Here is a 22412-nt window from a genome sequence, read left to right on the forward strand (position 1 = left end):
GCTCGTGAGTGTTCGGACGAGTTCCAACTCGGCTGAACACTCACGACCCCCGGCGAAGGGTTCTCGTGATGCACACGTCCACCGCACGGCGGGTCTGTTTCCTGCTCAGGGTCAAGGCCGACCGGATGGAGGAGTACCGGCGGCGGCATGCCGAGGTCTGGCCGGAGATGCTGGCCGCGCTCTCCGAGACCGGCTGGCGCAACTACTCGCTCTTCCTCGCGCCGGACGGGCTGCTGGTCGGCTACTTCGAGACCGACGACCTCGACGCGGCGATCGAGGGCATGGCGGCCCGGGACGTCAACGCGAGATGGCAGGCCGAGATGGCGCCGTTCTTCGAAAGCCTCGACGGCAGGCCCGACGAGGGGATCGCTCCGCTCACCGAGGTCTTCCACCTCGACTGATCACGACTCGTGAGTGCCTACCCGAGTTAGAACTCGCGTGCGCACTCACGAGCGGAACACCACAGGGAGGACTCCATGCCCGACCACTCCGCCGTCAAGGCCGCGCTGCGGGCACAGCACATCGAGACCCCGTCGTGGGCCTTCGGCAACTCCGGTACCCGGTTCAAGGTCTTCGCGCAGGAAGGCATCCCGCGCGATGCCTACGAGAAGATCGACGACGCCGCCACCGTCCACCGCTTCACCGGTGTGGCGCCGAGCGTCGCCGTGCACATCCCGTGGGACAAGGTCGCCGACTACCGTGACCTCGCCACGCATGCCGAGAACGTGGGCGTGCGGATCGGCGCGGTCAACCCCAACGTCTTCCAGGACGACGACTACCGTCTCGGCAGCCTCTGCAACCCGGACGCCACCGTCCGCCGCAAGGCCCTCGACCACTTCCTCGAGTGCGTCGACATCATGGACGTCACCGGCTCCCGCGACCTGTCGGTGTGGCTGGCCGACGGCCTCAACTACCCGGGGCAGGACTCGATCGCCGAACGCCAGGCCCGCCTGGAGGAGTCCCTGCACGCCGTGTACGACCGGCTCGGCGAGCACCAGCGCATGCTGCTGGAGTACAAGTTCTTCGAGCCCGCCTTCTACGCCACCGACGTGCCGGACTGGGGAACCAGCTACGCGCACTGCCTCGAACTCGGCCCGAAGGCGCAGGTGCTCGTCGACACCGGGCACCACGCGCCGGGCACGAACATCGAGTTCATCGTGGCGCTGCTGCTGCGCAAGAACCGGCTCGGCGGCTTCCACTTCAACTCCCGGTTCTACGCCGACGACGACCTCATGGTCGGCGCGGCCGACCCGTACCAGCTCTTCCGCATCATGGCCGAGATCGTGTTCGGCGGCGGGCTCTCCGACAGTTCGGGCGTGGCGTTCATGCTCGACCAGTGCCACAACATCGAGCCGAAGATCCCGGCGCTGATCCGGTCGGTGATGAACGTGCAGGAGGCGACGGCGAAGGCGCTGCTGGTCGACGTCGAAGCGCTGCGCGCGGCGCAGCGGGCGGGTGACGTCCTCAGCGCCAACGGTGTCCTCGTCGACGCCTTCTCCACCGACGTCCGCCCGCTGCTCGCCGAGGTGCGCGAGGAGATGGGCATCGACCCGGACCCCATCGCCGCCTACCACCGCAGCGGCCACGCCGCGAAGATCCGCGAAGAGCGGGTGGGCGGTTCCCCCGCGGGCTGGGGGGCCTGACATGCGACGTGCGCTGCTCGCCACGGTGCTGGTCGTGGCCGCCGTGCTCACCCCGGCAGGCGCCGCGGCGGCGCCGAAGCCCGCGGCACCCGCGGTCACGCCGCTGTCGGACACCCTGCTCGACCCCTCGGCGCTGTACTTCGTCTCCTACGACGGGCTGGTCAACAACGACTCGTTCCAGCAGGACGGGATCGTCACCTACGCCGGATACCAGTACGCCACCTGGTACACGGGCAGCCGCAACGCGGTCATCGCGCGGCGTGCTCTGCACGGCGCGACCGGCACCGTTCGGGAGCCGGGTACGGCAACGAGCGCCGCACAGCCCGGCCGGCGAGTGAGGCCAGAACACGGCAGAACGGCGTGGGAGACCGTGGTCCTGCCGCACAAGCTCACCGTCGACGACTCGCACAACGTGATCTCGCTCGGCATCTCGCCGCAGGACGGCAGGCTGCACGTCGCGATGGACACGCACAACAGCCGCATCCACTACACGCGCTCCGTCGCCGGGCTGGCTTCGCGTCCCGCGGCGCACCGCTGGACCGCCGATCAGTTCGGTGAGGTCCGGCGCACGCTCGGTGGCGCCGAGCTCGGCAACATGACCTACCCCCGGTTCGTGATCACGCCCGAGGGCAGGCTCCAGTTCAGCTACCGCACCGGCGGCTCCGGCAACGGCGTGAACGAGCTCGCCGAGTACGACGATGGAACCTGGCGCAAGCTCGGTGCGTGGAGTTCGGCCACCGGCGCGTACACCGGCCCGAACGGCGTGGTGTCGCACACCCGCAACATGTACCTGCACGGCCTGACCTACGACGACAGCGGGCGGCTGCACGCGTCGTTCACCTGGCGGGAGGGCAACTGGGACGTGCTGTGCCATCCTGGCGGCCTGACCAACCACGACACCGGCTACGTCTACAGCGACGACCGCGGGCGCACCTGGCGCAACGGCGCGGGCCAGGTCGTCGGCAGCACCGGCGGCGATCCCGTCGGCATCGACTCGCCCGGCCTGGTCGCCGACCCGCTCGACCCGAACCACGGGCTGATGAACCAGGAAAGCCAGGCCGTCGACTCGGCGGGCAACCCGCACGTGGTGATCAGCTACGTGCCGGGGCGCTTCACCCAGTGCGTCTCGGACTACTCGGCGCAGCGCGCGCAGTTCGGCCGCACGTTCCACGTTTTCCGCGGGGACGACGGCGGCTGGACCAAGCGTGAGGTGCCGATCCCGCCGAACCACACCCAGCGCACGAAGATCGTCTTCGACAGCGCCGACAACGCGTACCTGATCATGCCGAGGGGCCGCATCGTGGCGGCGAGCAAGGCCAGCGGCTGGACCGACTGGACGCTGGTGTTCGACCGGCCCAGCATGAAGGCGTTCGGTGAGGTCAACGTGGACACCTCGCGGGTCGCCACCGACGGCGTGCTCTCCGTCCAGTACCAGCAGGCGTCCAGCGGCACGACGCCGTCGCCGATCCGTGTGGCCGACTTCAAGCTCGGTTGAGACAAGCCGTGAAAGGACGAATGTGAGTACCGAAACCCACCCGGCCGTCGCCGACCTGCTCGCCCGATCGCACGAGCTCGGCGCCGACCGGCGCAACACCAACTACGCGGGCGGCAACACCTCCGCGAAGGGCACCGGCACCGACCCGGCGACCGGTGGTGACGTCGAGCTGATGTGGGTCAAGGGTTCCGGTGGCGACCTCGGCACGCTGCGCGAGGCGGGCCTCGCGGTGCTCCGCCTCGACCGGATGCGCGCGCTCGGCGACGTCTACCCCGGCGAGGAGCGCGAGGACGAGATGGTCGCCGCGTTCGACTACTGCCTGCACGGCAGGGGCGGCGCCGCGCCCAGCATCGACACCGCCATGCACGGTCTCGTGGACGCGCCGCACGTGGACCACCTGCATCCGGACTCGGGGATCGCCGTCGCCACGGCCGCCGACGGCGAGGAGCTGACCCGCAAGATCTTCGGTGAGTCGGTGGTCTGGGTGCCGTGGCGGCGCCCGGGTTTCCAGCTCGGCCTCGACATCGCGGAGGTCAAGCGGGCCAACCCGAGGGCGATCGGCTGCATCCTCGGCGGCCACGGCATCACGGCGTGGGGCGAGAACAGCGAGGAGTGCAAGCGGAACTCGCTGGAGATCATCCGCACCGCCGAGCGCTACCTCGCCGAGCACGGTGACCCGGAACCGTTCGGTGAGTTGTTGCCAGGCTGCGAGCCGCTGCCCGAGCAGCAACGCCGGGAGCGCGCGGCCGCGCTGTTCCCGGTGCTGCGCGGGCTCGCCTCCACCGACTCGCCGCAGCTCGGCCACTTCACGGACAGCCCCGAGGTGCTCGACTTCGTCTCCCGTGCCGAGCATCCCCGGCTGGCCGCGCTGGGCACGTCGTGCCCCGATCACTTCCTGCGCACGAAGGTCGCACCGCTGGTGGTGGACCTGCCGGCCACCGCGCCGCTGGAGCAGGTGCTCGACCGCGTCAAGGAGCTGCACGCGGCCTACCGTGAGGACTACGCCGCCTACTACCGGCGGCACGCCATGCCCGACTCGCCGCCGATGCGTGGTGCCGACCCGGCGATCGTGCTGGTGCCGGGCGTTGGCATGTTCAGCTTCGGCCGCGACAAGCAGACCGCTCGTGTCGCGGGCGAGTTCTACGTCAACGCGATCAACGTCATGCGTGGCGCTGAGTCCGTGTCGACGTACGCGCCGATCCCGGAGTCGGAGAAGTTCCGCATCGAGTACTGGGAACTCGAGGAGGCCAAGCTGCGGCGGATGCCGAAGCCGAAGCCACTCGCGACGCGGATCGCTCTCGTGACCGGGGGTGGCTCCGGGATCGGCAAGGCCATCGCGCAGCGGCTGGCCGCGGAGGGCGCGTGCGTCGCCGTGGCCGACCGCGACGAGGCGGCCGCCGCCGAGGTTGCCGGGGAGATCGGCAACGCCGACCGGGCGGTCGCGGTCACCGCCGACGTGACCGACGAGGACGGCGTGGCGCGCGCCGTAGCGGAGTGCGCGCTGGCGTTCGGCGGTGTGGATCTCGTGGTGAACAACGCGGGCCTCTCGGTGTCGAAGCCGCTGCTGGAGACCACCACCGCCGACTGGGACCTGCAGCACGACGTGATGGCGAAGGGCTCGTTCCTGGTCTCGCGCGAGGCGGCGCGGGTGATGATCGCGCAGGACATGGGCGGCGACATCGTCTACATCGCGAGCAAGAACGGCGTGTTCGCCGGGCCGAACAACATCGCCTACGGCGCGACGAAGGCCGACCAGGCGCACCAGGTGCGGCTGCTGGCGGCCGAGCTGGGCGAGTACGGCATCAAGGTCAACGGCGTGAACCCGGACGGTGTCGTGCGGGGCTCCGGCATCTTCGCGTCGGGCTGGGGCGCGCAGCGAGCGGCGGTGTACGGCGTGCCCGAGGAGGAGCTGGGTGCCTTCTACGCCAAGCGCACGCTGCTCAAGCGAGAGGTGCTGCCGGAGCATGTCGCGAACGCCGTGTTCGTGCTGGCCTGCGGCGAGCTCTCGCACACCACGGGCCTGCACATCCCGGTCGACGCGGGCGTGGCGGCCGCGTTCCTGCGCTGAGAGGGGAAGCACTATGACCGACGGCAAGCGGCGGCCCCGGATCGGACTGGTCGCGGGCGGGCTCGGCGCCTACTGGCCGCAGTTCCCGGACCTGCTGCCGATCCTGAAGCGGTCCTCGGCCTACGTCAGCGAGCGCATCTCCTCGTTCGACGCCGAGATCGTGGACGCCGGGTTCATCTCCGACGCGCAGGAGGGCGCGGCCGCCGCCGAGAAGCTGCGTGCGGCGGGCTGCGACCTCATCGTCGGTTTCCTCACCACGTACATGACGGCCACGATGCTGACGCCGATCGCGCAACGCAGTGGCGCTCCGGTCCTGCTGATCAACCTCCAGCCCACCGAGTCCATGGATCACTCCTCTGTGGACACCGGGCAGTGGCTGGCGTACTGCGGGGCCTGCCCGCTGCCCGAGATGGCGAACACGTTCCGCCGCGCGGGCATCGAGTTCCGCAGCGTCTCCGGCCACCTCCGGGACGAGCGCGCGTGGACGAAGATCGAGCGCTGGATCTCGGCGGCGGCCGTGCGCAGGGTGCTGCGGCACGCGAGGCACGGCCTGATGGGGCATCTCTATCCCGGCATGTACGACGTCTCCACCGACCTGACGATGGTCAGCGCGCACTTCGGCGGCCACGTCGAGGTGCTGGAGTTCGACGACCTGCGCGTGCGGGTGGAGAAGGTGACCGACGACGAGGTGGCCGCGAAGGTCGCCGAGGCGGAGTCGGTCTTCGACCTGGACACTTCGGTGAACCGGGACGACCTCGAATGGGGCGCCAAGGTGTCGGTGGGGCTCGACCGGCTCGTCACCGACTTCGAGCTGGACAGCGTCGCCTACTACCACCGTGGCCTCGACGGGGAGATGCACGAGCGGCTCGGCGCGGGCATGATCCTCGGGGCGAGCCTGCTCACGGCGCGCGGCATCCCGGCGGCCGGTGAGTACGAGCTGCGCACGAGCCTCGCCATGCTGGTCATGGACATCCTCGGCGCGGGCGGCTCGTTCACCGAGCTGCAGGCACTCGACTTCACCCGCGGGCACGTGGAGATGGGCCACGACGGCCCGGCGCACCTCGCGATCAGCGCGAAGAAGCCGCTGTTGCGGGGACTGGGCGTCTACCACGGCAAGCGCGGGTGGGGCGTCTCGGTGGAGTTCGACGTCGCGCACGGCCCGGTCACGCTGCTCGGTGTCGGCCAGGACCGGGACGGCCGGTACACGCTCATCGCGTCCGAGGGGGAGGTCGTCGACGGGCCGCTCATGCGGATCGGCAACACGACGAGCCGGGTCGACTTCGGCCGCGACCCCGGCGAGTGGACCGACGAGTGGTCGGCCAGCGGCGTCGCGCACCACTGGGCGCTCGGCGTCGGGCATCGCATCGGTGAGCTGCGCGCGGTGTCCAGCCTGCTGGACATCCCGCTGGTGGAGGTCTGACGGTGCCGAGCTTCGTCGCGGTCGACCTCGGCGCCAGCAGCGGGCGGGTCATGCTCGGCCGCGTGGTGGACGGTGCCGTCGACCTCACCGAGGTGCGCCGGTTCGCGACGGGGCCCCGGGACCGGCCCGGCGGCGGCCTGCGCTGGGACGTCGACGAGATGTACGAGGAGATCCTGGCCGGGCTGCGACAGACCGCGGCTGCCGGGCCGGTGTCGATCGGCATCGACTCCTGGGCGGTCGACTACGGCCTGATCGGCCCGGACGGCAAGCTCGAAGGGGACGTGCGCTGCTACCGGGACTCCCGCACCGACGGCATGGCCGAGCGGCTGCGGGAGACCGTGGACGACGAGACGCTCTACCGCGTCACCGGCCTGCAGTACCTGCCGTTCAACACGATCTACCAGCTCCTCGCCGAACCATTGGATCGACTTGTCGACAAAACGATGTTGCTGCTGCCGGACCTGCTCGGCTACCGGCTGACCGGGGAGACCGGGGCCGAGGTGACCAACGCGTCCACCACGGCGCTGCTCGACGCGACGACCCGGCAGTGGTCGGCCGAGCTGGTCGAGCGCGCCGGCCTGCCCGCGAGTCTGCTGCCCCCGTTGCGGCAACCGGGAGAGCGGATCGGTGCCGGTCCGGAGGGCACGCCGGTGCTGTCCGTCGCCTCGCACGACACCGCGTCCGCCGTGGCGGCGGTGCCCGCGTCCGGCGACGACTTCGGCTACATCTCCTGCGGCACGTGGTCGCTCGTGGGGCTGGAGCTGCCTGCCCCGGTGCTCACCGAGTCCGCGCGCCGGGCCAACTTCACCAACGAGGCGGGGATCGACGGCACGGTCCGGTTCCTCCGCAACACGATGGGCCTGTGGCTGCTGAGCGAGTCGCTGCGGGTATGGCGGGAGCGGGGACTCGACGTTACTCTCGACGGAATGCTCCGAGCGGCCGCACGGGAACCCGCATTCACGTCCATAGTGGATCCAGATGATCCCGCGTTCCTGCCGCCGGGTGACATGCCGGCACGGATCGCGCGCGCGTGCCGGGAGACCGGCCAGCCGGTGCCGGAGACACCGCCCGCGGTCACGCGCACGATCTTGGAGTCGCTCGCCGTGGCGCACGCGGCCTCGCTGCGCACGGCCACCCGGCTGGCGGACCGCGAGCTCGACGTCGTGCACGTCGTCGGGGGTGGCTCACGCAACGAGCTGCTGTGCCGGTTCACCGCCGATGCCTGCGGGCTGCCCGTGCTGGCCGGGCCGGTGGAGGCGAGTGCGCTCGGCAACGTGTTCGTACAGGCCAGGGCGGCGGGCGTGCTCGCAGCCGGCTCCCCGCTGAGCGCGCCGTTCGCCCGCTACGAGCCGGGCGGCGGCCAGCGGGCGTGGCACTCGGCGGCGCAGCGGGTGGGGCTCGGATGAGCGGGCCGCGCGTGGCGCTGTTCGCCACCTGCATCACCGACACGATGTATCCGGAGACGGCGAAGGCCGTGGTCCGGCTGCTGGAGCGGCTGGGGTGCTCGGTGGACTTCCCGCTGGAGCAGACCTGCTGTGGGCAGATGCACTACAACACCGGCTACTACGACCACGCCCGGCCGCTCGCCCGTGGTTACGCGGACACGTTCGCGGGCTACGACCACGTGGTGGTGCCCTCCGGGTCGTGCGCGGGCATGGTGCGGGAGATCCACCCCGATCTGGTCGGTACCAGCCCGCCGGTCGAGCGCACCTACGAGCTCAGCGAGTTCCTGGTGGACGTGCTGGGCGTGACCGACGTCGGCGCCTACTTCCCGCACCGGGTCACCTACCACCCGACGTGCCATTCGCTGCGGATGCTCGGAGTCGGCGACCGCCCGCTCACGCTGCTGCGCGCCGTGCGCGGGCTGGACCTGGTCGAGCTGCCGCAGGCCGACCAGTGCTGCGGGTTCGGCGGCACCTTCGCGCTGAAGAACGCGGAGACGTCGACGGCGATGCTCGCGGACAAGATGCACTGCGTGCGGGACACCGGAGCGCAGGTGCTCACCGCGGGCGACAACTCGTGCTTGATGCACATCGGCGGCGGGCTCTCGCGGCTGCGTGCCGGAGTGCGCAGCGTGCACCTCGCGGAGATCCTGGCGAGTACACAGGAGGACACATGAGCCATGCTTGTGGGTTCGGGCTCGTGATGGCCGACCGGGTGCGGGTGTCCCGCAACAAACAGGAGGAGCCGTGGCCCGCAACCCGGTGACCTGGCTCGGGAGCCCGACGTTCCCGAAGGCGGCACACGCCGCGCTCGCCGACACACAGCTGCGGCAGAACCTGCGCAAGGCGACCACGACCATCCGGGGCAAACGGGCCGGTGTCGTCGCGGAGCTCGACGACTGGGAACGGCTGCGCCACGCGGGCGAGTCGATCAAGGACGACGTGCTCGCGAACCTGGACACCTATCTGCTGCGGCTGGAGGAGTCGGTGACCGCGCGGGGCGGGGTCGTGCACTGGGCACGCGACGCCGAGGAGGCGAACCGGATCGTGCTCGACCTCGCGCGTGCCGAGGGCGCCGACGAGGTGGTGAAGGTCAAGTCGATGGCCACCGCCGAGACCGGCCTGAACGAGGCGCTGGAGGCGGGCGGCGTGCGGCCGGTCGAGACCGACCTCGCCGAGCTGATCGTCCAGCTGGGACACGACCGTCCCTCGCACATCCTGGTGCCCGCGATCCACCGCAACCGGGCGGAGATCCGGGACGTGTTCCGCCGCGAGATGGCCGACGCCCCGGCCTCGGACGAGCCGCGTGACCTGGCGGAGGCCGCGAGGCGGCACCTGCGGCGCAAGTTCCTTTCGGCGAAGGTGGCGATCTCCGGGGCGAACTTCGCGGTCGCCGACACCGGCTCGATCGTCGTGGTCGAGTCGGAGGGCAACGGCCGCATGTGCCTGACGCTGCCCGATACGCTGATCACGGTGATGGGCATCGAGAAGCTGGTGCCCACCTGGGCCGACCTCGAGGTGTTCCTCCAGTTGCTGCCGCGCTCGTCGACGGCGGAGCGGATGAACCCCTACACGTCCGTGTGGTCCGGGGTGACGCCGGGAGACGGGCCGCAGAAGTTCCACCTGGTGCTGCTGGACAACGGGCGCACGGCGACGCTGGCCGACACCGTCGGGCGGCAGGCGCTGCGCTGCATCCGGTGCTCGGCCTGTCTCAACGTGTGCCCGGTGTACGAGCGCACGGGCGGGCAGGCGTACGGATCGGTGTACCCGGGGCCGATCGGGGCGATCCTCGCGCCGCAGCTGGTGAACGACCCGGACGACGAGCAGGCCGCGTCGCTGCCGTACGCGTCGTCGCTGTGCGGCGCGTGCTACGAGGTGTGCCCGGTGCGGATCAACATCCCCGAGGTGCTGACGCACCTGCGCTCGGAGGTGGTGCAGGCCAAGGGAAAGCGCACGCCCGAGGCGCTCGCGATGGCCGCCGCGGCGTGGATGTTCGGCGACCCGAAGCGGTACGAGGCGGCGCAGCGGGCCGGTTCGCTCACCCGGTTCCTGGCACGGGACGGCAAGATCTCGCACCTGCCATGGCCTGGTTCGAAGTGGACGTCCTCGCGGGACCTGCCCGCGGTGCCGAAGGAGTCCTTCCGTGCTTGGTGGAGGCGCAACCGTGGCTGACGCGCGTAGCGAGATCCTGAGCCGCGTGCGTGGCGCGCTGGCCGACCGCCCGTCGCCTGCTCCGGTCGTGCGGGACTACGAGCGCACTCGCGTGGTGGACGATCCGCTCGGCCTGCTGGCGGAGCGCGTCGCCGACTACCAGGCGGTCGTGCACCGGGTGCCGACGGCGGAGTTGCCCGCGCGCATCGGCGAGTGCCTGCTCGCGCGCGGCGCCTCGACGGTGGCGGTTCCCGCCGACGTGCCGCAGCCGTGGCGGGTGCCGGGCGTGAACTGGCTGCCGGACGAGCCACCGGTGCCGCTCACGGAGCTGGACGGCGTGGACGGTGTGCTCACCGGCTGCGCGGTCGCGATCGCGGAGACCGGCACGATCGTGCTCGACGCCGGGGCCGCGCAGGGCCGCCGCATGCTCAGCCTGGTGCCGGACTACCACCTGTGCGTGGTGCGGGCGGAACAGGTGGCGGTGAGTGTGCCGGAGGCGCTGGCGCGGCTCGACCCGGTGCGCCCGCTGACGTTCATCAGCGGCCCCTCGGCGACCAGCGACATCGAACTCGACCGCGTCGAGGGCGTGCACGGCCCCCGCACCCTGGAAGTCCTCCTCGTGAGTGCGTAGACGAGTTCTAACTCGTGTGCGCACTCACGAGCGTCGGGCGCTGCCCGGGTGGTCGGCTTGCGTGCTGGGCCCCAGACTGGACCGATGGACCGGCGCGTGCGGATGGAGGTCCGGGTCGACGGTGTCGTGCAGGGTGTCGGCTTCCGGCCGTTCGTCCATGCGCTCGCGCGCGAGCTGGCTCTCACCGGGCACGTCGGCAACGACTCCGCGGGCGTGTTCATCGAGGCCGAGGGCCCGCCGGAGGCGACGGCCCGGTTTCTCGACGCGCTGAAGACGGACGCCCCGCCGCTCGCGGTGGTCGACCGGCTCGACGTCCGGGAGGTGCCCGCCACCGGGGCCGACGGCTTCGAGATCGTGCCGAGCCCGCCGGGCGGCACGGCCCGCACGCTGGTCTCCGCCGACAGCGCCACCTGCGCCGACTGTCTCCGCGAGCTCGCCGACCCGGCCGACCGGCGGTACCGCTACCCGTTCGTCAACTGCACCAACTGCGGGCCACGGTTCACCATCGTCCGCGGCGTGCCCTACGACCGGCCGCGCACGACGATGTCTGGCTTCCCGATGTGCGCGGAGTGCGCGCGCGAGTACGCCGATCCGGCCGACCGGCGCTTCCATGCCCAGCCGGTCTGCTGCCCCGCGTGCGGTCCCGGGCTCCGCCTCGGCGACGCCCGCGGCGACGGCGCGCTGCGCGAGGCGGTGCGCCTGCTCGGTGCGGGCGGGGTGGTGGCGATCAAGGGTCTCGGCGGCTACCACCTGGCCGTGGACGCCACCAGCGACTCCGCCGCGGAAACGCTGCGCGGGCGCAAGCACCGCGAGGACAAGCCGTTCGCCGTGATGGTGCCCGACCTGGCCGCCGCGCGAGAGCTGTGCGAGGTGGACGACGTCGCGGAGCGGCTGCTGAGCGGCAGGCGCAGGCCGATCGTGCTGCTGCCACGCAGGCCCGCCGCCAGGGTCGGCCGCGCCGTCGCGCCGGGCAACCGCAGCCTCGGCCTGCTGCTGCCGTACACGCCGCTGCACCACCTGCTGCTCGCCGACTTCGCCCGGCCCGTGGTGCTGACCAGCGCGAACGTCTCCGACGAGCCGATCGTCTACCGCGACGACGACGCCCGCGACCGGCTCTCCGGCATCGCCGACGCGTTCCTCGGCCACGACCGGCCGATCCACGTCCGTACCGACGACTCCGTCGCCCGCCCGTTCCGGGGCGGGGCGCAACTGCAACGGCGCTCCCGTGGCTACGCACCGGAGCCCGTCGTGGTCGGCGAGGACTTCCCCCGGCACGTGCTGGCCTGCGGCGCCGAGCTGAAGAACACGTTCTGCCTCGCCAAGGGCAGGCACGCGTTCCTCTCCCACCACATCGGAGACCTGGAGAACTACGAGACGCTGCGCTCCTTCACCGAGGGTATCGAGCACTTCTGCAGGCTCTTCGACGTCGTGCCGGAGATCCTGGCCCACGACCTGCACCCCGAGTACCTGTCCACCAAGTACGCGCTCGACCGGTCCGAGTCCGGCGGCGTGGAGCTGGTCGGCGTGCAGCACCACCACGCGCACATCGCGTCCTGCCTCGCGGACAACGGGGAGAGCGGCCCGGTGCTCGGTGTCGCCTTCGACGGCACCGGCTACGGCACCGACCACACGATCTGGGGTGGCGAGTTCCTGCTCGCCGATCTCACCGGGTTCCGGCGGCTCGGCCACCTGGCGCCGGTGCCGATGCCCGGCGGCGCGACCGCGATCAGGCAGCCGTGGCGGATGGCCGCGGCCTATCTGGGCGCCGGGAACGGCGACCTCGATATCGCCCACCGCCACGAGCCCGGCTGGGCCGCGGTGCTCTCGATGGCGCGCTCCGGCGTGAACGCCCCCGCCACGTCCAGCGCGGGCAGGCTGTTCGACGCGGTCGCGGCGCTGCTCGGGGTCCGCGACACGATCAACTACGAGGGGCAGGCGGCGATCGAGCTGGAACAGCTCGCCGACCCGGCCGGGCGCGGCGCCTACCGTGCGGCGGTCGAGGGCACCGAACCCGCCACGGTGTCCGGGCACGACCTGTTCCGGTCCGCCGCGGAGGATCTGCGCGCGGGCGTCGCTCCGGCCACGATCGCGGCCCGGTTCCACAACGGCGTCGCCGAGACGATCGGGCGCGTGTGCGCACGCCTGCGCGAAACGACCGGTGTCGGCACGGTCGCGCTCTCCGGCGGCGTCTTCCAGAACCTGCTGCTACTGGAGCGGACGGTCCGCTCGCTGGAGGGCAAGGGATTCCGCGTACTCACCCACGCCCGCGTGCCGGCCAACGACGGCGGCGTCAGCCTCGGCCAGGCCGTCGTCGCCGCCGCCCGGTGCCGTTGACCCGCGTGTCCGCCGTCCATGAACGCGTGTCCGCGGTTCCCGCACGGGCGGGTGTACAGCGAACGCGGACACGTGTGCGCAGCTAGCGGACACGTGTGCGCAGGGCGCGGACACGGTGTCACTGGCGGGGCAGGTGCGGGAAGACGTGCTCGGCGGCGGCCGGCTTGCCGAAGTGGTAACCCTGCGCCTGGTCACACTCCAGCCGCCGCAGGGTCTCGGCCTGGTGCGCGCTCTCCGCACCTTCCGCGATGACGGTGAGCCCGACCGCGTGCGCCATCGCCACGATGCTCGCGATGATCGCCTCGGCGTCTTTCGACTGCTCGCGCGGCTCGCCGAGCCCTGCCACGAACGACTGGTCCGCCTTCAGCGTGTCCAGCGGCAGCTTCCGCAGCTGCGCCAGCGACGAGTAGCCGGTGCCGAAGTCGTCGATGGCCAGCCGCACACCGAGCCCGCGCAACGCCGTGAGCACCTCGGCGGCCGCGGCGGGTTCGCGCATCAGCGCGCTTTCGGTGATCTCCAGGCACAGCGCCTCCGGCGGCAGCCCGGCCGCACGCAGCGCGTCGTGCACGGCGGGCACCAGTGCGGCGTTGTCGAGCTGGCGCGCGGACAGGTTCACGGTGAGCTGCGTCCGCAGACCGTGCTGCCTGCGCCTGGCGGCGACCTCCCGCGTCGCCGTCCGCAGCATGTGGTCGCCGATGAGGTTGATCAGGTCGCTCTCCTCCGCGAGCGGGATGAACTCGCTCGGCGAGATCGCGCCGTGCACGGGGTGCGTCCAGCGCAGCAGCGCCTCCACGGCGACCGGATCGCCGGTGTCGAGATCCACGATGGGCTGGTAGGCCAGCCACAGCTGGCCGTTCCCGACCGCGTCGCGCAGGTCCTGCTCCAGCCGCAGTTGCCGCTGCACGCGCTCGCGCAGCTCCACGTCGAAGAACTCGTAGCGTCCCCGGCCGCGGGTCTTCGCCTCGTACATCGCCACGTCGGCGTCGCGGATCAGGTCCTCGGCCGTGCGCTCGTCACCGGGTTCGGCCGTGACGACGCCGATGCTCGCGTCGATGTGCAGGTGCCTGCCCTCGACGGTGATCGGCTCGGTGAGGGCGTTGCGGAGGTGCTCGATCAGCGCCGCGATCTCGCCTGATTCCGCGACATCGAGCGTCACCACCGCGAACTCGTCCCCACCGAGCCTGCCGACGACATCCCGGCGGCGCACGTTGCCGTACAGCCGTTCGGCCGCGATCCGCAGCACCTGGTCGCCGACGCTGTGGCCGAGGGAGTCGTTGATGACCTTGAACTTGTCCAGGTCGATGAACAGGACGCAGGCGGTCGCCGTGCGGTCCGCGGCCCCCAACGCCGCTGTCAGCCGTTCCAGCACGAGCGTGCGGTTGGCCAGCCCGGTGAGCGGATCGTGCGTGGCGTCGTGTTCGAGCCGCTCCCCGATCGCCCGGCGCTCGGTGATGTCGGTGAACGACGTGACGACTGCGGCGGGCGGCCGCGCGCCGGGATCGAGCGGACGGCAGCTCAGTGACAACCAGACGTCGCGGCCGTCCGGGCGCTGCGCGCGCAGCACGTACCCGTTGCACGGCAGGCCGGTGCGCCGGGTCCGCGCCGACGGGTACTCCGATTCGGCGATCGGCTCCCCCGCCTCGTCGTAGAGCGGGAACATCGCCGTCGGCTTGCCGATCATCCGGTGTCGCGGCAGGCCGAGGATGCGCGCGGCGGCGGGGTTGGCCGACTCGACGAGCCCGCCGGCGCCGACCACGACCACGCCCTCGTCGAGCGCGGCGACGACGGTGCTGAACCGCTGCTCCGCCTGGCGCCGCGCGGTCTCGTCCGAGCACACGAGGACGTAACCGGAGTTCATCGCCGACGCCGACACCCGGATCGCGAGGGCGGTGCCGTTCGCCCGGCGGTGGGTGGCCGCGACGACGCCGCCCGTGCGCAGGATCCGTTCCGGATCGAGCGGCGCGCCGACGAGGTCCTCGACCTTGCGGCCGACCGCCGCCGCGGCGGCATGGCCGTACACGGCCTCGGCGGCGGGGTTCCAGCTGGTCACCACGCCGTCCGCAGTGGTGGCGATGATCGCGTCGCTGACGTGCGAGACGAGTGCCGCCTGGTAGTGCAGCGCGGCCTCGGCCTGCTTCTGCGTGGTGATGTCGCGCATGATCACCTGGAACGCCGGGCGTCCTTCCCAGGTGGTGCGCACCGAGACGGACTCGACGACCATCGTGTCGCCGTCGAGGCGCTTGAGCATCACCTCGGTGGGCTCCGAGGTCGAGCCGGGCGTGGTGAGCGCGTCGATCCGATGCAGCATGTCCGGCACCGAGTACGGATCGACGAAGTCGGTGATCGGCCTGCCCAGCATCTCGGCCTCCGACCGGGCCGCGGAGAACCGGACGGCCGCCGGGTTGGCGTAGACCACCCTGCCGTTCTCGTGGACGCAGATGGCGTCGGGGCTGAGTTCGACCAGGAGCCGGTACCGGTCGGCGAGGTCGGCGAGTGCCTGCCGGTCGCCGTGTCGCTCAGTCACGTCTGCGGCGATCCCTAGCAGGCCGCCGGCGTCGTCGCCGCCGAAACTGCGGGCGCGAAACCGGATCCATCGCGTACCGCCTTCTGGCGTCTCGTGACACTGTTCAAGGTCGAAATCCTGCCACACTCGCGCCGTTCGCGCTGCTGTGAGCAGGGGCTCGATCAGCCGGAGGAGCCCCTCGCGCACGTCCCGCTCGGGATGTTCGGGGACGCCGAGCACCGCCGCGAGGCCCGGGGTCCAGGTAACGGAGCGGCTGTCGAGGTCGACACACCACAGGACCGCCGAGTCGACCGAGAGCGCCAGGTCCACGGCGAGCTCGGGCCGGAGCCGCTTACCGAGGGGCAGCTCGCTGTAGTCGTGCGCCTCCATGTTGCGTCCATCCGCGTGGTGGTGTGTGGATTTCGATTACAGCACGAGATGGCCGCTGGGCGAACCGGGAGAAATCAGACTCGAGTTCACCACTCTGGCATCCCAGGTGCGTCGATTAATCGTCATCACAGTAGGCGGCCTTTCCGAATGGACGGCGTCGTCCGGCCGCCGGTCTGGGAATCCGAACGGAAAGTGAGGGCGAGCATGGCCTCGCAAGGAATGGGAATCTGTGGCATCGGCGCGGTCACCGGCTACGGCTGGGGCCGGGAGAAACTGTGGGACGGGCTCGCGGCGGCGAAGCCGGCGGCCACGTTGACGGGCGGCTACGGCGAGGACGGGACCGAGACGGTGTGGCTGGCGACCGTTCCGGAGGGCGGCGACCCGGCCGACGGCCGGGGCCGCTTCGCCCGGGCGATGCGGGCCGCGGCACGGGAGGCGATCGACGACGCCAGGGCCCGCGGCTGGGTCGCGGGGGAGCGGGTCGGCCTGCTGCACGCGGTCGTGCTCGGCGAGGTGGACCTGTGGAAGGACTTCTACCTCAAGGAGAACGGCACGCTGCGGGTGCGCGACTACCTCTCACTGATGCCGTCCACCCCGATGTCGCTGTTCATGCAGGAGTACGGCTTCCACGGGCCCGCGATGAACGTGTCCGCGATGTGTGCCTCGGGCAACGCGGGGCTGCTCACCGCGAAGGCGTGGCTGGACGCGGGCATCGTCGACGACGTGGTCCTTGTGGCAACCGACCTGTCCCTGACGCCGGAGAACGTCTCGCACTTCACCCGGCTCGGCGTCTCGGTGGTGGACGCGGAGCCGCTGGAGGGCTGCCGTCCGTTCCAGGAGGGCAGCCGCGGCTTCATCATGGGTGAGGCTTCGGTCGGCTTCGTGCTCTCGAACTCCGCGCCGCGGCCGTACACCGCCGTGCACGGTGGTGCGATGTCGCACGACGCCCACCACCTGACGTCGATCGACCCCTCGCTGCGGCAGGTGCGGCGCTGCTTCACCGAGGCGCTGGACAACGCCGGGGTGCGGGCGGGCGAGGTCCGCTACGTCAACGCGCACGGCCCCGGAACCAAGCAGTGCGACGAGGCGGAGGCCCGGATCCTGGAGGAGCTCTTCCCCGCCGATGCCGGGATCTACTCGGTGAAGCCGCTCACCGGGCACTGCCAGGCCGCGGCCTCGGCGGTCGAGCTGGCGGTGGCCGCGATCGGGTACGACCGCGGCGTCGTGCACGCGCCACCGGCCGTGGCCCCGGCGCACCCGCAACTGCTGCACGGCGAGGTTCCCATCGACGGCGGTCTCACGGTGAAGTCGTCGCTCGGGATGGGTGGGCACAACTCGGCGGTCGTGCTGGGGCCGGCCTGACCCGGACCCGGTGACCGGCGCCCGCGCTCAGGCGCCGGTCACCGGCACCCGGTCAGCCGGCCAGCGCCGCGTCGAGCGTGATCGTGGTGCCGGCCAGGGCCTTGCTGACCGGGCAGGTGTCCTTGGCGGTGCGCGCGAGCCGCTGGAAGGTGTCCTCGTCCACGCCCTCGACGTCGGCGCGCAGGGTGATGGCGATCTCGCTGATCTCCAGCCCGCCGTCCACCGGACCCACGGTGACCTCCGCGCTGACGTCGATCGTCCTCGGTGTGAGGTTCTGCTTCTCGAGCACGCCGGAGAGGTTCATCGCCAGGCACGAGGTCTGCGCCGCGGCGATCAACTCCTCGGGGCTCGTCTGGCCCTCCGGGTTGCCGATGCGCCGCGGGAAGGAGACGTCGAACTGCCCCGTGTTGGAAGAGTCGAGCGTGACGGACCCCTTGCCGGAGTTGAGACCGCCGGTCCAGTGAGTCGTGGCGTTGCGACTTGCCATGTTCGCTCCTCGTTTCGGCTGTTTGCGGCTTGTCGGTATCTCCGACCATAGGGTTTCGGGCTCACCGCAGCCCGACGAAGAACATCATCTCCTCCACGGCGTGGCCGAAGAACTCGTCGGCCGGATCGACCGTGCCGACGAACTGCCCGTTCAGCTCGAAGCTGATCGTTCCGAACAGCTGGGTCAGCGCGATGAGCGCGCGCAGCACGATGGGGACGGGCACCTCCGGCGCGAACAGCCGCACGAGCACGGCCGCCTGCTCGCGCAACTCGTCGGAGATGTGTGCGGTGGAGGGCGGCGGCCGCAGCCCGCCGGTGGCCCAGCCGGTGCGCAGCGCGCCGACGAGCGCGGCCGGTGCCCTGCCCGCGGGCGCGATCGTGTCCTGCGGCGCACGGTAGCCGGGTATCGGCGAACCGTAGATCAGCGAGTACTCGTGCGGGTGCGCACGCGCCCAGTCGCGCACGGCGTGGCAGCCCCGGCGCCACTGCTCGCAGGCATCGATCTCCCGGGCCACGGCGCGCTCGGCCGCCGCGCCCAGCGCGTTGTAGGCGTCGATGATCAGTGCCGTCAGCAGTTCGTCGCGGCTGGGAAAGTAGCGGTACAGCGCCGAGGACACCATGCCCAGCTCCCTGGCGACGGCGCGCAGGGACAGGCCGTGCGCTCCCGTCTCGGTGAGCTGTCTGCGGGCCTCGTCCTTGATCGCGACCGTGAGCTCGGCCCTGGCGCGTGCGCGGGCGGTGCGGGGGGCTGACATGCGCTCAGTGTGCCAGCGAAGAGAGCACCGCACAATTTAGAGAGCACCGATCTTGACCGTGAGCGCCGATCTGGTGTTCACTGAGCTGAATCGAGAACAGTGCTCTCCCAAGATCAGGAGATGACATGGCCGACGAACAGCCCCGCTACCTCAAGCCGAAGAAGTCGTCCAACCTCTTCCACGCCTCGGTCCAGGGGCTGACCAATCTCGGGGTCAGCATCATGGGCAGCCGGGTGCTCTACGTCCGAGGCCGCAAGACGGGCGAGTGGCGTACGACTCCGGTGAACCTACTGGTGTTCGAGGGCGAGCGGTACCTCGTCGCGCCGAGAGGCCACACCCAGTGGGTGCGCAACCTGCGCGCCGCCGGGGAGGGCAAGCTGCGGGTGGGCCGGAGGGTGGAGCGCTTCACCGCGGTGGAGCTGCCCGACGAGGACAAGCCGCCACTGCTGCGGGCCTACCTGAAGCGCTGGGCATGGGAGGTCAGCATGTTCTTCGAGAACCTCAAGGCCGACTCGCCGGAGGAGGACCTGCGCCGCGCGGCTCCCGGGTTCCCCGTCTTCCGCGTCGTCGCCGCCCACGGCAAGCCGTGACGGCCGCCGGCACCGCGGTGGACGCGGTGCCGGCGACCCATCTCCGCAGGTCTCGGTCGTGAGTGCGTGACAGTGTTCTAACTCGCGTGCGCACTCACGAGAGGTGACCGTCGCGGAGCAGCCGCGCGGCCGCCAGCGCCAGCGGGTCGAGGTCCTCGCCCTCGCTGTCCATGAGGCGGAGCAGCTCCGCCTTCATCCGCGGGTCCCAGAACATCCGGATGTGGGTGCAGATCGCCTCCGCCGCCCGCTCCGGCGGCTGGTGGCGGAACTGCACGGCGATGTCGTTGGCCATCCGGATCTGTGGCGATGTGGTGGTACTCATCGGCTCAGTCCACCAACGCCGGCTGTTCGTCCTGCGCCGCGCCCGCGGAGTCCCCCGAGCGCTTCAGGCCCACCTGCACCGCCGTCACCTTGTACTCCGGGCAGTTCGTCGCCCAGTCGGAGTTCTCGGTGGTCACCACGTTGGCGCCGGTCACCGGATGGTGGAACGTCGTGTAGACGACCCCCACCGGCATCCGGTCGGCGAGCACCGCTCGCAGTGACGTGGTGCCGACCCGGCTGGACATGGTGACCTCGTCGCCGCTCTCGATGCCGCGCACCTCGGCATCGTGCGGGTGGATCTCCAGCACGTCCTCCTGGTGCCAGGCGACGTTCGCCGTGCGCCGGGTCTGCGCGCCCACGTTGTACTGGCTGAGGATGCGGCCGGTGGTGAGGATCAGCGGGTACTTGCGCGTGCTGCGTTCCTGAGTCGCCACGAACGGCGTCTGCACGAACCGGCCCTTGCCGCGGACGAACGCGTCCACGTGCATGGTCGGCGTGCCCTCCGGGGCCTTGTCGTTGCACGGCCATTGCACGCTGCCCAGCTTGTCCAGCTTCTCGAACGACACCCCGGCGAAGGTGGGCGTGACCGCCGCGATCTCGTCCATGATCTCGCGTGAGTGCGAGTACGACATGTCGTAGCCCATGGCCTGCGCGATGTCGCACGCCACCTGCCACTCGTCCTTGCCCGTCTTGGTCGCCATCACCGGCCGCACCCGGTTGATCCGGCGCTCGGCGTTGGTGAACGTGCCGTCCTTCTCCAGGAACGAGGTGCCCGGCAGGAACACGTGCGCGAACTTGGCCGTCTCGTTGAGGAACAGGTCCTGCACCACGAGCAGGTCGAGTGCTTCGAGGGCCGCGTTGACGTGCTGGGTGTTCGGGTCGGACTGCGCGATGTCCTCGCCCTGCACGAACAGCCCCCGGAACGTGCCGTCGGCGGCGGCGTCGAACATGTTCGGGATCCGCAGCCCCGGCTCCGGCAGGATCGGGCGCTCCCACAGCTTCTCGAACACCTCGCGCACGGCGTCGTCGGACACGTGCCGGTAGCCGGCCAGCTCGTGCGGGAACGAACCCATGTCACACGAGCCCTGCACGTTGTTCTGCCCGCGCAGCGGGTTCACCCCGACGCCCTCGCGGCCGATGTTGCCGGTGGCCATCGCGAGGTTCGCCATGCCCATCACCATCGTCGAGCCCTGGCTGTGCTCGGTGACGCCGAGGCCGTAGTAGATCGCCGCGTTGCCACCGGTCGCGTAGAGCCGCGCCGCCGCGCGCAGTTCCTCGGCCCGCACACCGGTGATCGGCTCGACCGCCTCCGGGCTGTTCTCCGGCCGGGCGATGAACTCCGCCCACTCGTCGAACTCCTCGCACCGCTCGGTGACGAACGAGCGGTCGACGAGCCCCTCGGTGACCACCACGTGCGCCATCGCGTTCACGACGGCGACGTTCGTGCCCGGCGCGAGCTGAAGATGGTGCTGCGCCTCGATGTAGGGCGAGCGGACCAGGTCGATCCTGCGCGGGTCGATGACGACGAGCTTCGCGCCCTCTCGCAGCCTGCGCTTCATCCGGGAGGCGAACACCGGGTGGCCGTCGGTCGGGTTGGCGCCGATCACCACGATCACGTCGGACTGGGCCACCGACTTGAAGTCCTGCGTACCGGCGGAGGTGCCGAACGTCTGCTTCAGCCCGTAGCCCGTCGGCGAGTGGCACACCCGCGCGCAGGTGTCCACATTGTTGTTGCCGAACGCCGCCCGCACCATCTTCTGCACCACGTACACCTCTTCGTTGGTGCAGCGGGAGGAGGTGATGCCGCCGATCGAGCCGACGCCGTGCTCGGCCTGGATGTCCCGCATCTTCTCGGCCACGTAGCCGATCGCGGTGTCCCAGTCGACCTCACGCCACTCGTCGGTGATCTTCTCGCGGACCATCGGGCTGAGCTTGCGGTCGGGGTGCGTGGCGTAGCCGAACGCGAACCGTCCCTTGACGCAGGAGTGGCCCTCGTTCGCGCCGCCGTCCTTGTACGGCACCATGCGCACGAGCTCGTCACCGCGCAGCTCGGCCTTGAACGAGCAGCCGACGCCGCAGTACGCGCACGTGGTGAGCACGCTGCGGTTCGGCATGCCCAGCTCCACCACGGACTTCTCCTGCAGCGTCGCCGTCGGGCACGCCTGCACGCACGCGCCGCACGACACGCACTCGGAGTCCATGAACAGCTCGTCGGCGCTCGGCGAGACCTTCGAGTCGAACCCGCGGCCCTCGATGGTCAGCGCGAACGTGCCCTGCACCTCGCCGCACGCCCGCACGCAGCGGGAGCAGGCGATGCACTTGGACGGCTCGAAGTCGAAGTACGGGTTGCTGGTGTCCTTCTCCAGGTCGAGGTGGTTCTCGCCCTCGTAGCCGTAGCGCACCTGGCGAAGCCCGACCACACCGGACATGTCCTGCAGCTCGCAGTCACCGTTGGCGGAGCAGGTGAGGCAGTCGAGCGGGTGGTCGGAGATGTAGAGCTCCATCACGCCCTGCCGCAGCTTCTCCAGCCGCGGCGTCTGGGTGCGTACCTTCATGCCCTCGGCCACCGGTGTGGTGCACGAGGCCGGGGTGCCCTTTCGGCCGTCCACCTCGACCAGGCACAGCCGGCACGAGCCGAACGCCTCCAGGCTGTCGGTGGCGCACAGCTTCGGGATCTCGGTCCCGCTCAGCGCGGCCGCGCGCATGACGGAGGTGCCCTCGGGCACCTGCACCGGCATACCGTCGATCTCGACCGACACCGTCGCCGGGCCGGGCTTGGCCGGGGTACCGAGGTCTGGTTCCTTCAGCAAGCTCATTCGTT

The 22412-nt window shown here is 70.9% G+C and carries 17 protein-coding genes; 12 read left to right on the plus strand and 5 right to left on the minus strand.

Translation table 11 applies throughout. The features are described 5' to 3' along the window. Positions 1–68 precede the first annotated feature (68 nt). From JAP66_RS02430 to hypF, 10 genes are all read left to right on the plus strand, one after another. On the plus strand, positions 69–401 hold the full coding sequence (locus tag JAP66_RS02430; RefSeq protein WP_199429778.1) for an L-rhamnose mutarotase: 333 nt from the start codon (positions 69–71) through the stop codon (positions 399–401). Between the two features lie 75 nt (positions 402–476). Beyond that, positions 477–1643: an L-rhamnose isomerase gene (gene rhaI / locus JAP66_RS02435; RefSeq protein ID WP_199429780.1), complete on the plus strand. Its 1167-nt coding sequence runs from the start codon at positions 477–479 to the stop codon at positions 1641–1643. A gap of 1 nt (position 1644) precedes the next feature. Further along, entirely contained in the window at positions 1645–3138 is a 1494-nt protein-coding gene (locus JAP66_RS02440) for a BNR repeat-containing protein (protein ID WP_199429782.1), read from the plus strand. A gap of 22 nt (positions 3139–3160) precedes the next feature. Continuing rightward, positions 3161–5206 carry a bifunctional aldolase/short-chain dehydrogenase gene (locus JAP66_RS02445; RefSeq protein ID WP_199429784.1) on the plus strand — a complete coding sequence of 682 codons (2046 nt, stop codon included), beginning with the start codon at positions 3161–3163 and terminating at the stop codon, positions 5204–5206. Positions 5207–5219: 13 nt separating this feature from the next. Continuing rightward, entirely contained in the window at positions 5220–6626 is a 1407-nt protein-coding gene (locus JAP66_RS02450) for an L-fucose/L-arabinose isomerase family protein (protein ID WP_199429786.1), read from the plus strand. Positions 6627–6628: 2 nt separating this feature from the next. After that, on the plus strand, positions 6629–8032 hold the full coding sequence (locus tag JAP66_RS02455; protein ID WP_199429787.1) for a rhamnulokinase: 1404 nt from the start codon (positions 6629–6631) through the stop codon (positions 8030–8032). Beyond that, complete coding sequence (locus tag JAP66_RS02460) at positions 8029–8745, plus strand: (Fe-S)-binding protein (protein WP_199429789.1); 717 nt, start codon at positions 8029–8031, stop codon at positions 8743–8745. Before JAP66_RS02455 ends, JAP66_RS02460 begins: the two co-directional genes overlap by 4 nt. A 70-nt stretch (positions 8746–8815) precedes the next feature. Continuing rightward, a complete protein-coding gene (locus JAP66_RS02465; protein ID WP_199429791.1) occupies positions 8816–10240 on the plus strand; it encodes a LutB/LldF family L-lactate oxidation iron-sulfur protein in 1425 nt (474 codons plus the stop codon). Continuing rightward, positions 10233–10850 (plus strand): LutC/YkgG family protein, encoded by a 618-nt coding sequence (locus JAP66_RS02470; protein ID WP_199429792.1) that lies wholly within the window; start codon positions 10233–10235, stop codon positions 10848–10850. Before JAP66_RS02465 ends, JAP66_RS02470 begins: the two co-directional genes overlap by 8 nt. Before the next feature lie 84 nt (positions 10851–10934). After that, complete coding sequence (gene hypF, locus JAP66_RS02475) at positions 10935–13184, plus strand: carbamoyltransferase HypF (RefSeq protein WP_235998658.1); 2250 nt, start codon at positions 10935–10937, stop codon at positions 13182–13184. Positions 13185–13302: 118 nt separating this feature from the next. On the opposite strand, the gene JAP66_RS02480 is transcribed toward hypF, so the two are convergent. Then, the gene (locus JAP66_RS02480) at positions 13303–16077 is read right to left on the minus strand and encodes a sensor domain-containing protein (RefSeq protein ID WP_199429794.1); all 2775 of its coding nucleotides are present in this window, start codon (positions 16075–16077) and stop codon (positions 13303–13305) included. Between the two features lie 204 nt (positions 16078–16281). Here JAP66_RS02480 and JAP66_RS02485 point away from each other — a divergent pair, with 204 nt between their 5' ends. Further along, complete coding sequence (locus tag JAP66_RS02485) at positions 16282–17439, plus strand: beta-ketoacyl synthase N-terminal-like domain-containing protein (protein ID WP_199429796.1); 1158 nt, start codon at positions 16282–16284, stop codon at positions 17437–17439. 52 nt (positions 17440–17491) lie between these two features. Here JAP66_RS02485 and JAP66_RS02490 read toward each other — a convergent pair whose 3' ends face one another. Then, entirely contained in the window at positions 17492–17926 is a 435-nt protein-coding gene (locus tag JAP66_RS02490) for an OsmC family peroxiredoxin (RefSeq protein ID WP_199429798.1), read from the minus strand. 61 nt (positions 17927–17987) lie between these two features. Next, on the minus strand, positions 17988–18680 hold the full coding sequence (locus tag JAP66_RS02495; RefSeq protein ID WP_199429799.1) for a TetR/AcrR family transcriptional regulator: 693 nt from the start codon (positions 18678–18680) through the stop codon (positions 17988–17990). A gap of 125 nt (positions 18681–18805) precedes the next feature. Between JAP66_RS02495 and JAP66_RS02500 the strand changes: the two genes are divergently transcribed. Then, complete coding sequence (locus JAP66_RS02500) at positions 18806–19270, plus strand: nitroreductase family deazaflavin-dependent oxidoreductase (RefSeq protein ID WP_199429801.1); 465 nt, start codon at positions 18806–18808, stop codon at positions 19268–19270. Between the two features lie 94 nt (positions 19271–19364). Here JAP66_RS02500 and JAP66_RS02505 read toward each other — a convergent pair whose 3' ends face one another. Together JAP66_RS02505 and fdhF are read right to left on the minus strand one after the other, a co-directional pair. Further along, entirely contained in the window at positions 19365–19592 is a 228-nt protein-coding gene (locus JAP66_RS02505; RefSeq protein ID WP_199429803.1) for a formate dehydrogenase subunit delta, read from the minus strand. 4 nt (positions 19593–19596) lie between these two features. Further along, positions 19597–22407 (minus strand): formate dehydrogenase subunit alpha, encoded by a 2811-nt coding sequence (fdhF, locus tag JAP66_RS02510; RefSeq protein ID WP_199429805.1) that lies wholly within the window; start codon positions 22405–22407, stop codon positions 19597–19599. Positions 22408–22412 lie beyond the last annotated feature (5 nt).

The organism is Qaidamihabitans albus (assembly GCF_016464705.1).
GTDB lineage: Bacteria > Actinomycetota > Actinomycetes > Mycobacteriales > Pseudonocardiaceae > Qaidamihabitans > Qaidamihabitans albus.

Bases quoted from the DNA above. Each gene is read 5' to 3' on its own strand.
- JAP66_RS02500 (WP_199429801.1), top strand. From the start codon at position 18,806: ATGGCCGACGAACAGCCCCGCTACCTCAAGCCGAAGAAGTCGTCCAAC.
- JAP66_RS02460 (WP_199429789.1), top strand. From the start codon at position 8,029: ATGAGCGGGCCGCGCGTGGCGCTGTTCGCCACCTGCATCACCGACACG.
- JAP66_RS02505 (WP_199429803.1), bottom strand. From the start codon at position 19,592: ATGAGTACCACCACATCGCCACAGATCCGGATGGCCAACGACATCGCC.
- fdhF (WP_199429805.1), bottom strand. From the start codon at position 22,407: ATGAGCTTGCTGAAGGAACCAGACCTCGGTACCCCGGCCAAGCCCGGC.
- JAP66_RS02480 (WP_199429794.1), bottom strand. From the start codon at position 16,077: ATGGAGGCGCACGACTACAGCGAGCTGCCCCTCGGTAAGCGGCTCCGG.
- JAP66_RS02440 (WP_199429782.1), top strand. From the start codon at position 1,645: ATGCGACGTGCGCTGCTCGCCACGGTGCTGGTCGTGGCCGCCGTGCTC.
- JAP66_RS02495 (WP_199429799.1), bottom strand. From the start codon at position 18,680: ATGTCAGCCCCCCGCACCGCCCGCGCACGCGCCAGGGCCGAGCTCACG.
- JAP66_RS02490 (WP_199429798.1), bottom strand. From the start codon at position 17,926: ATGGCAAGTCGCAACGCCACGACTCACTGGACCGGCGGTCTCAACTCC.
- hypF (WP_235998658.1), top strand. From the start codon at position 10,935: ATGGACCGGCGCGTGCGGATGGAGGTCCGGGTCGACGGTGTCGTGCAG.
- JAP66_RS02450 (WP_199429786.1), top strand. From the start codon at position 5,220: ATGACCGACGGCAAGCGGCGGCCCCGGATCGGACTGGTCGCGGGCGGG.
- rhaI (WP_199429780.1), top strand. From the start codon at position 477: ATGCCCGACCACTCCGCCGTCAAGGCCGCGCTGCGGGCACAGCACATC.
- JAP66_RS02430 (WP_199429778.1), top strand. From the start codon at position 69: ATGCACACGTCCACCGCACGGCGGGTCTGTTTCCTGCTCAGGGTCAAG.
- JAP66_RS02485 (WP_199429796.1), top strand. From the start codon at position 16,282: ATGGCCTCGCAAGGAATGGGAATCTGTGGCATCGGCGCGGTCACCGGC.